12 protein-coding genes are annotated in these 12,298 nt (G+C 50.7%); 4 read left to right on the top strand and 8 right to left on the bottom strand.

All coding sequences use genetic code 11. The features are described 5' to 3' along the window. Positions 1 to 30: 30 nt before the first annotated feature. The 4 genes from A6R74_RS08495 to A6R74_RS08480 form a co-directional block, all read right to left on the bottom strand. On the bottom strand, positions 31 to 696 hold the full coding sequence (locus A6R74_RS08495) for a fumarylacetoacetate hydrolase family protein (RefSeq protein WP_064234094.1): 666 nt from the start codon (positions 694 to 696) through the stop codon (positions 31 to 33). A 118-nt stretch (positions 697 to 814) separates the two neighbouring features. Then, entirely contained in the window at positions 815 to 1,813 is a 999-nt protein-coding gene (thpD, locus tag A6R74_RS08490; RefSeq protein WP_064234093.1) for an ectoine hydroxylase, read from the bottom strand. A 281-nt stretch (positions 1,814 to 2,094) separates the two neighbouring features. Then, positions 2,095 to 2,904 (bottom strand): Crp/Fnr family transcriptional regulator, encoded by an 810-nt coding sequence (locus A6R74_RS08485; RefSeq protein WP_064234092.1) that lies wholly within the window; start codon positions 2,902 to 2,904, stop codon positions 2,095 to 2,097. Positions 2,905 to 3,337: 433 nt separating this feature from the next. Continuing rightward, positions 3,338 to 4,162 (bottom strand): manganese catalase family protein, encoded by an 825-nt coding sequence (locus tag A6R74_RS08480; RefSeq protein WP_064234091.1) that lies wholly within the window; start codon positions 4,160 to 4,162, stop codon positions 3,338 to 3,340. A 397-nt stretch (positions 4,163 to 4,559) separates the two neighbouring features. Between A6R74_RS08480 and A6R74_RS08475 the strand changes: the two genes are divergently transcribed. After that, positions 4,560 to 5,018: an META domain-containing protein gene (locus tag A6R74_RS08475; RefSeq protein WP_064234090.1), complete on the top strand. Its 459-nt coding sequence runs from the start codon at positions 4,560 to 4,562 to the stop codon at positions 5,016 to 5,018. A gap of 80 nt (positions 5,019 to 5,098) precedes the next feature. Here A6R74_RS08475 and A6R74_RS08470 read toward each other — a convergent pair whose 3' ends face one another. Further along, positions 5,099 to 5,308, bottom strand: a complete 210-nt coding sequence (locus A6R74_RS08470) for a helix-turn-helix domain-containing protein (RefSeq protein ID WP_064234089.1) — start codon at positions 5,306 to 5,308, stop codon at positions 5,099 to 5,101. A gap of 208 nt (positions 5,309 to 5,516) precedes the next feature. Between A6R74_RS08470 and A6R74_RS08465 the strand changes: the two genes are divergently transcribed. Both A6R74_RS08465 and A6R74_RS08460 read left to right on the top strand, forming a co-directional pair. Further along, complete coding sequence (locus tag A6R74_RS08465; RefSeq protein ID WP_064234088.1) at positions 5,517 to 6,494, top strand: OmpA family protein; 978 nt, start codon at positions 5,517 to 5,519, stop codon at positions 6,492 to 6,494. Between the two features lie 464 nt (positions 6,495 to 6,958). Continuing rightward, entirely contained in the window at positions 6,959 to 7,210 is a 252-nt protein-coding gene (locus A6R74_RS08460) for a hypothetical protein (RefSeq protein ID WP_064234087.1), read from the top strand. A gap of 249 nt (positions 7,211 to 7,459) precedes the next feature. Here A6R74_RS08460 and A6R74_RS08455 read toward each other — a convergent pair whose 3' ends face one another. From A6R74_RS08455 to A6R74_RS08445, 3 genes are all read right to left on the bottom strand, one after another. Further along, positions 7,460 to 8,395 (bottom strand): hypothetical protein, encoded by a 936-nt coding sequence (locus tag A6R74_RS08455; protein WP_064234086.1) that lies wholly within the window; start codon positions 8,393 to 8,395, stop codon positions 7,460 to 7,462. 82 nt (positions 8,396 to 8,477) lie between these two features. Then, positions 8,478 to 9,542 (bottom strand): phage portal protein, encoded by a 1,065-nt coding sequence (locus tag A6R74_RS08450; RefSeq protein WP_082906634.1) that lies wholly within the window; start codon positions 9,540 to 9,542, stop codon positions 8,478 to 8,480. Further along, positions 9,532 to 11,424 (bottom strand): terminase large subunit domain-containing protein, encoded by a 1,893-nt coding sequence (locus tag A6R74_RS08445; RefSeq protein ID WP_441294763.1) that lies wholly within the window; start codon positions 11,422 to 11,424, stop codon positions 9,532 to 9,534. The genes A6R74_RS08450 and A6R74_RS08445 overlap by 11 nt, the downstream gene beginning before the upstream one ends. Before the next feature lie 51 nt (positions 11,425 to 11,475). On the opposite strand from A6R74_RS08445, the gene A6R74_RS08440 reads away from it, so the two are divergent. Beyond that, positions 11,476 to 12,288, top strand: a complete 813-nt coding sequence (locus tag A6R74_RS08440) for a GPO family capsid scaffolding protein (protein WP_064234085.1) — start codon at positions 11,476 to 11,478, stop codon at positions 12,286 to 12,288. Positions 12,289 to 12,298: the final 10 nt, after the last annotated feature.

Raw genomic sequence — 12,298 nt, 5'->3', positions numbered from 1 at the left:
TGCTTCACTGTTTGTGGGTCAACTATTTAGTTACTCGACGACGCTGGTTTCGACTTCCAAACCACCGGTCAAGGTTAAGCGCAGCGATGAACCACGAACCAGCTCCCCAACGCCAGAAGGCGTGCCGGTTAAGATTACATCGCCCGGCTCCAGGGTAAAGTGGCGACTCATTTCAGCCACCAGCGTGGGGACAGCAAAAATCATATCGGAACCTTCGCCGTGCTGACGCTCTTCCCCATCAATCTCAAGGGTAAAAGCGAGCGCGTTCCAGTTGGGCACTCGGCTTAGCGGCAGAAACGACGAAAGCGGGCAAGCGCCATCAAAGGCTTTGGCGATTTCCCAAGGGTGCCCCTTCTCTTTCAGCTTGGTCTGTACATCACGCAGGGTTAAATCCATCGCCAACCCAATACCGACAATCGCGCGCTCGGCTTCATCCAGGGTGGCATGGGTTAAGGTTTCACCCACTAACAGCGCAAGCTCAACTTCATAATGTACGTCGCCGCGTGAAAACGGCGGATCCAACGGCTTGGTCAGATCCACAACGCTGGTCGACGGCTTAATGAACAGCAGCGGCTCAGTGGGAACCGGATTATCCAGCTCTTTCGCATGGTCGGCATAATTACGGCCGATGCAGACAACCTTGCCCAACGGGTGGGGAAACTCCTGGCCATCGGTAAACTGTGGAACAAAACGCATGGCGGGTATTCTCCTTCTCATTATGCGTGCCGCATTCGCAACGACAGGCGCAACAGTTTACCCCACCTAGACGAAGGTTCCACACCCTTCGGCCATGAATTTGTTTCCCCACTGCGGGTTAGCGATATTGTTGCGCCGCTTGATCAGGGCTATGAGCCAAGAAGTCTGGGCGTTGTTGAGCCGCCGCATAAGGCGCTTGGCAACGATTATCGTGACAGTTAAATACAAAGAACACGTTGCTTCGTGGGTCGGGTGAAAGGTTAGCATTCGAGGCATGCAGGGTATTGCAATCGAACAGTAACAAGCCGCCTGCCTTACCTTTGGGTGCTTCAATACCGTGTTCGGCCACTAGCTCGGCCAGCGCCTCTGGGCTGGGCACGCCCACTTCCTGCTCTTTCAACGAGCTTTTATGGTTATCCTCCGGCGTTTCACCTAGGCATGGCACGAATTTTTTGTGCGAGCCAGGAATCAACATCAACGGGCCGTTGAACTCGTGGTTGTCGGTTAAGATCAGCGATGCGCTGACGGCATGCATCGCAGGCATGCCGTCTTCTGCGTGCCAAGTTTCAAAATCAGAGTGCCAGTTAAAGCCCTTACCGGCAAACCCAGGCTTGTAGTTAATCCGCGATTGATGCACATAAGAATCGCCGCCAATGATTTGACGAGCAGCGCCCGCGACACGCTCATCGCTGGCCAGTTTTCCCAGCCGCTCAGAGAGGAAATGCACTGCAAATAGCGAGCGGATTTCCTGACTCTTTGGTTCAGTCACGCTGAAGTCTTTATTGAGATACTCATCGTTGCTCATCAGCGCCTTCATTTCCTGACGCAGCTCATCAAGCTCTGCGCCTTCAATGAGATTGGGAATAAACAAAAAACCCTTACGCTCAAACTCATCAAGCTGCGCCTGACTTAACGGGCCAGAAAGCTGGCGCCCCTTGATGACCGCATCTTGGCGCGGCAACCAAGTGTTTACCGGGGTAGTGGCCAAGCGCGACGGGTAGGCATCCTGTACCTGTGTACGCTGAGCCGGAGTAACGTGAGCGTTAGGCGTATCGGCCATTTCGCTATATTGCTTATGGGCAGTTACCGCATTTAGCGGTGTGCTTTTGACTGTCATCTAATCCACTCCTTGTATGATTAGGTTTCAGATCGAACATATTGTACGTACAAATAATCACGTACGTATAAAAAGTAGGGCACGGTTAAAACATCGTGCAGGGAGTATCCTAGACCACTAAAATTTCCCCGCAAGGCGTGATTAGCCATTTGATAACGTGGGTTACGTGAAAAAAATTGAACGGTAACTTACAACTTACATAACTTGAATTAACCCATGATCTAACCAACGTATCAGTTGTTCAATTTACCAGCTAAAAATCAGTTTTCTTAAAAAATAGCTCAAACCTGTTTTAAATGACCATAGATTGAATCTTCGTCAAAGTCGGCATATTCAGCCAACAGATCAGGTTGTAACAAACTAATTGAGCCTCTGGTTTTTCGAATCATTTTCTTTTGCTCTAACGCAGTCATACAACGGCTAACATGCACGCTAGTAATACCCAGCAACTCACCCACCACCTCTTGTTTGATTGGCAGAGAGATTGCATTTGAATCCATCATTTCTTTAAAATTATGCCTTGCATATACCTCAAGAAGAAAATGCGCCACCCGTTTTTCAGCTTTATGATGGGTACAACTTCTCAATCTTTCGATTGCAATATTATCATTAACCATTATATAAGAAATTACCGCTCTTTTTATATCCACATAACTTTCAAATAATTCATGCAACCTATCAGTTGACACCCTATCTAACTGACAATTCTGCAATGCCAATACTGTCATATTATGATTGTCGAAAAAACTCTCTCGGATACCTACAATATCACCAGGCATATATACATTACATATATCTTCACTTCGGTCTTTAACGGAACGACTTGAGCTTACCCACCCCTTCTTCACTACAAAAACGTCCGCCCTTTCTTGATACAAAGAGTGTATTTTTTGATTTTTCTTTAAATCTACGTTATCGAACCTAATACTCGACAAACGATCCAAAGCTTCAGCTTCAATTTTACAATAACGATTCAAAACATCACCCAAACTTGTAAGCTGAGATAAATTGACTATCACTTCAGACACTTGAGCACAGTGATCTTTTATATTCGAAGTTTCGTTTTGAATATCAATTATATAATCTGTCATTTCTACATTCCTTGTAGTTAGACAAAAGGCATACACTCAATTACATAATGTATAATGGGAAACATTATCCATTCGATTGATGACTAAATAATATAGACAACAATTAGAAATACTACAAGGTCAATTTATTCATGCATTAAAAAATGGGCTGCGAATTCACTTAACACTAAATATATAGATTATCGAAATCCGCCATTTCCCACTCAGCCAAAAAGCGGCAACATAATTAATTAATAAAAAGCAATAAAGGAATAAAAACTGCTACAAAAAAGCCCGGGCAACAAGCCAAGGCTAAACATTCACTATGTGAGACAGTTTAAAATATTCAAATTAAAACCATCAGGTCAATCTAGCACGCTTTCTCTTTTGAAAAACGTTATAACGTTGACGAGACAGCCAGTTATTTCATAACCGATTCAACCTTAATAATCATCTACATCTGCTCGTTCTGAGCGCCAGAGTTTGGCGGAGCTTTACCCAACGTCGCTTCCTGGCCTTCAGGTGCAGGCTGATCCATTACTGAATAATTGCTCTTTCCGTCAAGAGAAGGGCCTTCTGCCCAGCGGCCTTTCGGCGCTTCTTTATCAAGTAGGGTATTCAAGTAATAGTAAGAGTGCTGCATCGCCTCATGGTCTTCTGGGGTCGAGTTCGGAATGGGAAGCTGCGCTTGCATGCCACCCAACTCTTCTATGACGGCCAGCCATTGCTGTTGATGGTAGGTATCTCGTGCGATCAGGAACGATAAGAAATCCTTCATGCCATGATCATCAGTCCAGTTATATAGGCGTGATGCAAGCACCCTGCCCCCAGCTTCCGCAGCCACGTTTGCTAGCATATCGGCACCAATATTACCGGTGGCATAGACATGGCTCATATCAAATGGAACACCATTCGCATTTACCGGCATCGCCGAAAGACCTGAGGATAATAGGTGCCGTGGGTTGGCACCGCCGAGAATTGCATTCATAACCGGATCTTTGGCGGTCTCTTCTTGGTAAGAGAGGGGTGCTCCTTCAAGGTTAAGCGCGACGGCATGACCAAGCATCTCAATATGCGATAGCTCTTCCGTTGCCGTCGACATGAGCATATCGCGGATACGGTCATCGCCTCGGGCGCCCATCGCTTGGAAGAAATACTGCATCGCAACGCGAATTTCACCTTCTATACCACCAATTGCCTGCTGTAGCAGCATGGCGAACTGGGGATTAGGCTTATCGACTTTTACCGGATACTGAAGTTTTGCGGAATGATGAAACATTTTAAATTCTCCTTAATGAGCTACCAGAGAATCCTTCCACTGGCAGTAATGTCATATGTCATCTTTAGGTTTATTAGTAATTTAAAACCACAAACCTCATCGCTCTTAGATAATTCACCATATAGATCGAACACTAATGAGCATAGCTGACATGCCTTGTCTATCAAGCCGCAAGCAGCACAAAACAAAAGATTTAACTTACATTAAAATAAATCATGCCAACTTAATTTTAAATCACCAAGATAATTTACCGTAAAAACTACAACAACATCACCATACCCATTAAATCCTCAGAAAAACTAAAATTTCAGGCTTAAAAATATCATCATTTTTTTGATTTTAATATTCATATTATTTACTGCTATTATCATTCTTTAACCTCATAAGGAATTGCAATTTGAAGCGACTGCTAGCGATATGTGGATTTATCGGCACTCTATTAATATTCGTCGGCTGCACCGTGGACGCGACAAAAGCCCAAGGCGCTTCCGCGACCCTAGATGAACCGTTGGTCAATACCTATTGGAAGCTGACGAAACTGAATGGTGCGCCGGTCGTCACTCATGAGAATTTTCGTGAAGCTCACCTGGTTCTTCATCAAGATGCTTCACGCTTAGCCGGCGCTACGGGCTGTAATACCCTGATGGGCAGCTACCTGTTGGAAAACGAGCACATTGAGTTTAGTCAAATCGCCAGCACTAAAATGGCCTGCCCAACGACCCAAATGAAAACCGAGAGCGATTTTCTTGCCTCACTCAAGCAGGTAACAGCATGGCACGTGGATGGCGCGATGCTTGTGCTGTCAGATGCCAATAGCAAACCACTGGCGACCTTCGAGGCGGTGTATCTTTATTAGTAATCGGCTCACGCAACGAGCCACTAATATTTAAATTATCAAAGCAAGTATTCAGGGGATCATAAGTCCATCGACTGATCCTACGCACTGCTCGTGAAATGTTTGGCCAGTGTTAAGAGTGTCAGCTTGCGAGTAGGCCGCTGAAGTAGCCGCGTACCAAGCTGATTTTCAAGCTTTTGAAGTCGATGGCTTAACGTATTGGAAGGTGTGCCTAACCGGCGTGCGGTCTCGGTGAAGCTACCGTTACGTGCTACTGGCACAAACAGAGCAATCTCATTGAGATCAAGCATATCGATGCAATTACCTCTTCCCATCGACATAGGAAAATTAAGCAATATCGGACTTTAGAAACGGCTGCGCCACAATGGGCTTAGCTAGCATGAATGTATAAAAACAAACACATAGAGTTGGAGACCGCCGAGGATATAAATTTCCTATCTAGCTTAGCCAGCGAGCAGTGTTTATACTTTCAAATCCAAACTTAAATGAATATATCTCATGAAAAAAATAGTCGTACTACTGCTCTTACTGGCATTGCCTTATCTTTCTTCAGCCAATGAGGATGTCGAGGGATCGGGAGATCACCCTTTGATCGAGCGCGTGGCTGGGTCTTATATTGGCTGGTTTTCACGAAGTGACTTTGAGCAAGTAACGGTGCCCACCGGCCCTTTTGTGTATCGCCAAGGTTATGACAGTACTGAAACACTCGAAGGCGAACATCTGCGTATTGTCTACTTCTTCGATGAGTCAACAACCTCTACTCTCAGAATCATGCACAGCTATCAGCAGTCGTTGGAGCGCGCAGGTTTCGAGGTACTGTTCAGTGGGCGCAGTGCGGATAATGCGCTGGATAACCGCCGTGGCACACGCTTTATGGGCAGATACAGCGCTGTTGAAAGGATGGGGTTTAAGCCTCAGATGAGACTACCCATGAGCCACGCTTCCAATGTGGCATATCTTGCTGTGCGCTCAGCAGATAGAAACGTGTTAGCCGCAGTGGTGATTTTTATGCCAGCTCGTAGCGATACCCCTGTCGTGCTGTTGGATGTAGTCACCACTACCGAAATGGACAGTGAGATGGCGCATGAGCCGTTAAAAGCAGATCGGTTGGCCACCGAACTGGATAGCCAAGGGCGGGTGGCCTTGCAGCAGATCCACTTTGCCTTTGACAGCGCAGAGATACTCCCCGAATCCAGCGAAGCACTGGCAGAGGTCGCACGGTTACTGCAAGCTGAAACGGGGTTACGTTTGCTTGTTGTAGGTCATACAGACAGTGACGGCAGCTTTGAGTACAACCTGCGCCTATCTGCTGACCGTGCTCAAGCGGTGAACGCTTATCTTGAGCGTCAGCATGACATACAGGCTGACCGACTGAGAGCGTCAGGTGCAGGGATGATGGCACCTCTGGCCAGCAACCATAGCGAAGAAGGACGCAGCCTTAACCGCCGGGTCGAGCTTGTGGAATTGCCAAACTAAATCTGGTTGACACACTGAATAACCTACCGTGGTAGCGCGAAGTAAATCACTGGTTATGGGGCGCTAATAATTAGCGCCCTTTTTCAGTGCGTTACGATGTGGCACTCATCCCTGGCGTTGGGTCTTTATGGGGACTTCACACAGCCAGAAATCATGGCATAGATGGCATCGGCTTATGCTTTTCTGCTCTTTTGAAAACTGTGCCACATTTTATAGACACACACGAAAAAACCGCCCCTAAGGACGGTTTAATCTAATTCTCTAACGCTTTGCTTTTAACCACTCTTCAGTGGTGCCGACACCAGGAGTCGAACCCGGGACCTACTGATTACAAGATATTACAATTAAATATATCAATCAGCGAGTTATGCGAAAAAGAACTATGTTAAATCCATCCATTGCGGCATTGTAAATCATTGGCTTAGCGATATGAACTACGTAGAAAATGGCCGTGAGAATATGGCATGAAAATCAAGCGATTCACCTATTCACTACGCCAACACCCTGGCGGTGGAACCTACCTGCAGTTTGATATCAGACTACAAAACCACCGCGCAAAGATCGGCCTAACCCCTGACGATACCTTCGAGCTATGGATCACCCGCGCAGAAATGCCCACCGTAGTCGCTGATATGGTCGATGAAAGAACCTGGGATGGCCACCGCAAAACAATATTGGCCATGCTGGCCAATCACTTCCAAACACCTTTTTACTGAGCACCGAAAAAGTGCATGAATGCGCATGAAAACGCATAAAAACATCAGCCCTTATAACCGCGTTCCCGCCCAGCAATGGCGCGGCTTGAGTGCCTGCCGCAAGGGTGCATAAAAACCACTGCATTTAGCGCGCGGGCGGGGCGGGGTGACGATGGCGCGGCGTGGGCCAATCAAAATTCAAAATCAATTGAAATAAATAAAGCCGCTTTGAAAAAGCGGCTTAAGAAAATGTGAGTTGATTAAAAAATGTCACTTACGCATCTGCCTTACTGCACGTTGTTGTTCAACGACCCTCTCGGCTGTCGACTTCGCCATGAAGATGTTGCCGTTCACAATATAGTCCTGCAAGGACTCCAGCTCGCTCTGACGATCAGGGTATAGCTCTTCTTCCTGCTCTATTCGTTCACATAATAGCTGGAGATCTGCAGGCAAACCGTGTTCGCGTATTTGCTTTACTGACCGTTGTTGCTCAATGACTCTCTCCGCTGTCGACCTCACCATGAAAGTGTTGCCGTTCACAATATATTCCTGCAAGGACTCCAGATCGCTCTGACGATCTGGATATTGCTCTTCTTCTTGCTCAATTCGTTCGCATAACAGCTGGAGATCTGAGGGCAAGCCCTGCTCTCGCATTTGCTTTCTTGCCCGCTGTTGATCAATGATCCTCTCCGCTGTCGACCGCACCATGAAAGTGTTGCCGTTCACAATATATTCCTGCAAGGACTCCAGATCGCTCTGACGATCTGGATATTGCTCTTCTTCTTGCTCAATTCGTTCGCATAACAGCTGGAGATCTGCGGGCAAGCCCTGCTCCCGCATTTGCTTTATTGCCCGCTGTTGCTCAACGATTCTCTCCGCTGTCGACCTCACCATGAAGGTATTGCCGTTCGCAACATAGTCCTGTAAGGATTCCAGATCGCTCTGACGATCAGGGTATTGCTCTTCTTCTTGCTCAATTCGTTCGCATAACAGCTGGAGATCTGCGGGCAAGCCCTGCTCCCGCATTTGCTTTATTGCCCGCTGTTGCTCAACGATCCTCTCCGCTGTCGACCTCACCATGAAGGTATTGCCGTTCGCAACATAGTCCTGTAGGGATTCCAGATCGCTCTGACGATCAGGGTATTGCTCCTTCTCTATCTCTATACATGAAAGGAGTTGATCAAGCTCTGCAGGTAATTTAGGCATATTGCGGCTAGCCCTTATAGATAATTAAATTTAATTCAATGAATCATACATTTTACTTTATCTCAATTTTATTTTTATTAATTCACATATCATCAAGATCCAACAAATACGGATCGAACCTCACCACCTCTTCCCCCACGTGCTCATTGATCTCTTTGAAGGTGGCCTGCAATGGCTCTAGCTCATTGGCGACATACACCTTGGCGGCTTTTTCAGCGTCGCCAAATCCGGCGGCGTTTTGAGGCACCACGCCCATTAGCTGCGGTGGGATACGGTGCCCGGCCAGCTGGTCGTCGCGGGTGATGTTTTTGATGTTGTAGAACTCGTCTTTGGCCGCGACCTCAGACACCGGGATGATCTGCACGCCGTCCTTTTTGCCCCTGGGTGAGTAAAGGAACAGGTTGCGGAAGTTGCCCGGCCCTTTGCTGTTTTTCAGCGCCTTACGCATATCGTCGATGTCTTTTTGATCGTGGGCCGGGTCGTTGACGTACATGATGAAGCCCGCGTGGCTGCCGTTGAGGTAGTAGCGGCGGCGGAACAAGGTGGCGGATTCGTTAAGCCAGGCGCTTTGCAGGCTGCCGATATAGTCCGGCACCCCATAGATGGTCTGATCAATATCCGGTTCAAGCAGGTGGACGGTACGCCCGGCGGGCAGCTCTACCCGTTCCATGTAGTTGGGTACCCACCAATAGCGGTCATCCTCACCCCGGCGCATATACTTTGCGCCGCGGTGCTGCAGACCCAGCCGCCGCCCTAGCCGCCCGCGCACGTCCTCCAGATAGCCGTTACCAAACACCAGGTAGTCGAGGGCCAGCGAGCTGAAGGTGCGGCGGTTCAGCAGTGGGTGGGGAATAAAGGTTTTCAGCAGAATATTGCGTTTCACCTGCAAAGCGCTGCCGTGGTGGGCGGTGGCCCGGTAGCTCTTGGCCAACACGCTTAGCGGGATCGGCGGCTCGTACCACTCATCCGGCGTTAGCCACACGCCTTCATACCAAACATCGCGCATGCTGGTGACCGGCTCCGGATCGCCAAAAGTAAACGCCTCCATACGGCCGTTGCCGGTGGCCACCACCGGGGCGGTATCGTGTTGAACCTGATACGCAGGCACGCGAATGCGCGGCTTGGCCGCAGCGGTGTTAGTCGTCATCGTCAGAAAACTCCATGATAGAACGGCCAGCGCCTTCACTGGCGGGGCCGTCGAGAGGCTCAAAATGTAGGGCGTGCATGGTGGCCCACGCGAGATCCGCGTGGCCGGTCGCTTTGCAGCGGCCGGAAACATAGGTGAACTGGCGGCCGCTGCCGGTCAGCTCTTTTTTGATTGCCATGAATGAAGCGGCGAGATCCGACCAGCCCGCATCAAACTCCAGCCGGTCTTTGCGCATAATCTGCTGAGCCTGGAGCACCATGCTTGTTTTCAGCGAAACGTCGTAGCGGTAGCGCACCACCGTGGGGAACCACTTCTCGACGTATTCGGCCACCGCGCCGCCGATGCCGGTGGTATCAATGCCGATATGGCCGATGGTGTACTTGTCGCGGAAGGATTCGATAAAGGCGGCCTGATCTTCGTAGTCCTGGCCCTTCAAGCGGTGGCGTTCCAGCACCCGGTGCTTTTCCTCGCTGGAGCGCGCGGGCAATACCACCACCAGACCAGCCCCATCGCCATCTTCGCCGGTACCGGTGGGGTCGTAACCAATCCACACCTCCCGGTCGCCCACCGGTCGCGGGGCAAACGGCCGGTAGTCGTCCCACACTTCCCAGCTATCGACCATGCAGGCTTTCATCACCGCCAGCGGGAAGGCGCTTTGGCTATCATCGACAAAGCCACACATCAACAGGTTGTCGAACTCTTCCGGCGAGTACTCCATGCGCAGCTGATCAAGATCGAACAGATCACAGCCGCCCTCCATGGCATCCAGCACTGTCACGATCTGCCGCCAATGGCCGTCTGGGCACAGCTTGCCGTTCTTCAGCGCGTCATGGCTGACATCAAACTCAGCCCGCTCGGATTTTTTACGCCGCTTGTTAAACAGCTCACCGTTCCAGAACGGATACCCCTCATGGCCAACGCTGGAAGGCGTTGAGAAATACGTCTGCCGCCACTTCTTGTGCATGGCCATGCCGCTGGTGACCTTGCGAAACTCGGCAAAGCGGTGAATCCAGAAGTACTCATCCAGGTACACATCGCCGTGGTAGCCCTGGGCGGTTTTGGAGTTGGTGCCTAGGAAGTGCAGTTCGGCGCCGTTATCCAGAACAATCGGATCGCCTTTAAGCTCCACATCGCACACCTCTTTAACGAACTGCACGATGTAGTTGCGGAAGATATGCGCCTGGGCGCGGCTGGCGGAAAGGAAAATCTTATTGCGCCCGGTTTTGAACGCATCGACGATCGCCTCCCGGGCGAAGTACCAGGTGGCCCCAATCTGGCGGCTTTTGAGAATATTGCGAATGCGGTGCTTCTGGCCCGCTTCCAGCCACACTGCCTGGTATTCAAACAGCGATTCCAGAAACGCCGCGTCCAGCGCCTCGATCTGCTCTTCTTCCAGCGCGTTACGCCGGGGCTTCTTCTTCGGCCCCGCGTTGCGCCGCTCAATATTGGGGTTTAGATCCGCTTCGCGGCCAGTTTCCTGGTACTGACGAATCCTGGCCAGCCGCTCGATCTGCCTACCGAGTAAGTCAATCTCTTTGTAGTGTTTCCCCTCTTTCTCCGGTAGCGCAATGAGCTGCACCATGCGCGCTTCAAGCGTGTGCTCAACGCGCTCGGTCGGCGTGGCATCTTCCCAACGGTCGCGCGCTTTCCAGCTGTGCACCGTGGCCGGTTTCTCACCGATATGCTCAGCAATGCGCGCCACTCGCCAGCCCTGCCAATACAAATGGCGGGCCGTGAGTCGCGGCGTTTCTATCGTGCTTGGGATCGTGTTGAGGGCTGTCGTCGTCATGTCGCCAGCGTACCCGCCGCGCGCGATGCCCACGCCTGCCACGCCTTGTGCTAGCCCGCCCGCACAACGCGCAACCGTTGAGCCAAAACGCATACACGCGGAACCTGAGCCACATCAACCGCCACCCTGCTCAGGAAGCCCAACATGCCCAAGTTCTTTCGTGTCGCCACCGAAGGCGCAACTACCGACGGCCGCGAGATCCAACGCGAATGGATCGAACAGATGGCCGCCAACTACGACCCCAAAAAATACGGCGCCCGCGTCTGGATGGAACACATTCGTGGCATGACGGCCGACAGCGTGTTTAACGCCCTGGGCGATGTGCTGTCAGTGGAAGCCCGCGAAGTCGAAGACGGCAAGCTGGCCCTGTTCGCCGAGATCGACCCCACCGACGAACTCAAAGCCATCAACAAAAAGCGCCAAAAGGTTTACAGCTCCATTGAGGTCAACCCCAAGTTCGGCGATACCGGCCAAGCCTACCTGGAAGGCCTGGCGGTCACCGACTCCCCCGCCTCGCTGGGTACCGAGATGATCAAGTTCAGCCGCGAAGCGGGTAATGCCTCACCGCTGGCCAGCCGCAAGCAACACGCCGACAACCTGTTCAGCGAAGCGGTAGAGATCGAGCTCGACTTCAGCGAAGAGAAGCCACCGGCCGCCGAAGGATTGAAAGCCAAGATCGCCGCCCTGTTCAGCCGCCAGGACACCAAAACCGCCAAAGGCTTTGAAACCTTCCGCACCGAACTGGAAGGCACCTTGGAAGTGGTCGCCGAACACTACAACGCCCTGGCCGATGAACTGGAAGCTCGCCCCACCGCCGACCAGTTCAGCCAGCTGCAAACCGCCCACGACGACCTGAAAAAGCGTTTTGAAGAGCTATACACCCAGCTCGACAACACGCCGGACACCTCACGCCGAGCCCCCGCCACCGGCGGCGATGCTCAGCTAACCGACTGCTAAGCGCGGGCCA

The sequence above is a fragment of the Halomonas sp. ALS9 genome (assembly GCF_001651035.1).
Classification (GTDB): domain Bacteria; phylum Pseudomonadota; class Gammaproteobacteria; order Pseudomonadales; family Halomonadaceae; genus Vreelandella.
This window is presented reverse-complemented; position numbering and strand designations above follow the sequence as displayed.

What these genes read in the sequence shown, in the direction of transcription:
- thpD (WP_064234093.1), bottom strand. Translation starts at nt 1,813, where the DNA reads ATGACAGTCAAAAGCACACCGCTAAATGCGGTAACTGCCCATAAGCAA.
- A6R74_RS08480 (WP_064234091.1), bottom strand. Translation starts at nt 4,162, where the DNA reads ATGTTTCATCATTCCGCAAAACTTCAGTATCCGGTAAAAGTCGATAAG.
- A6R74_RS08445 (WP_441294763.1), bottom strand. Translation starts at nt 11,424, where the DNA reads ATGCGTTTTGGCTCAACGGTTGCGCGTTGTGCGGGCGGGCTAGCACAA.
- A6R74_RS08485 (WP_064234092.1), bottom strand. Translation starts at nt 2,904, where the DNA reads ATGACAGATTATATAATTGATATTCAAAACGAAACTTCGAATATAAAA.
- A6R74_RS08460 (WP_064234087.1), top strand. Translation starts at nt 6,959, where the DNA reads ATGAAAATCAAGCGATTCACCTATTCACTACGCCAACACCCTGGCGGT.
- A6R74_RS08450 (WP_082906634.1), bottom strand. Translation starts at nt 9,542, where the DNA reads ATGACGACTAACACCGCTGCGGCCAAGCCGCGCATTCGCGTGCCTGCG.
- A6R74_RS08495 (WP_064234094.1), bottom strand. Translation starts at nt 696, where the DNA reads ATGCGTTTTGTTCCACAGTTTACCGATGGCCAGGAGTTTCCCCACCCG.
- A6R74_RS08465 (WP_064234088.1), top strand. Translation starts at nt 5,517, where the DNA reads ATGAAAAAAATAGTCGTACTACTGCTCTTACTGGCATTGCCTTATCTT.
- A6R74_RS08455 (WP_064234086.1), bottom strand. Translation starts at nt 8,395, where the DNA reads ATGCCTAAATTACCTGCAGAGCTTGATCAACTCCTTTCATGTATAGAG.
- A6R74_RS08440 (WP_064234085.1), top strand. Translation starts at nt 11,476, where the DNA reads ATGCCCAAGTTCTTTCGTGTCGCCACCGAAGGCGCAACTACCGACGGC.
- A6R74_RS08470 (WP_064234089.1), bottom strand. Translation starts at nt 5,308, where the DNA reads ATGCTTGATCTCAATGAGATTGCTCTGTTTGTGCCAGTAGCACGTAAC.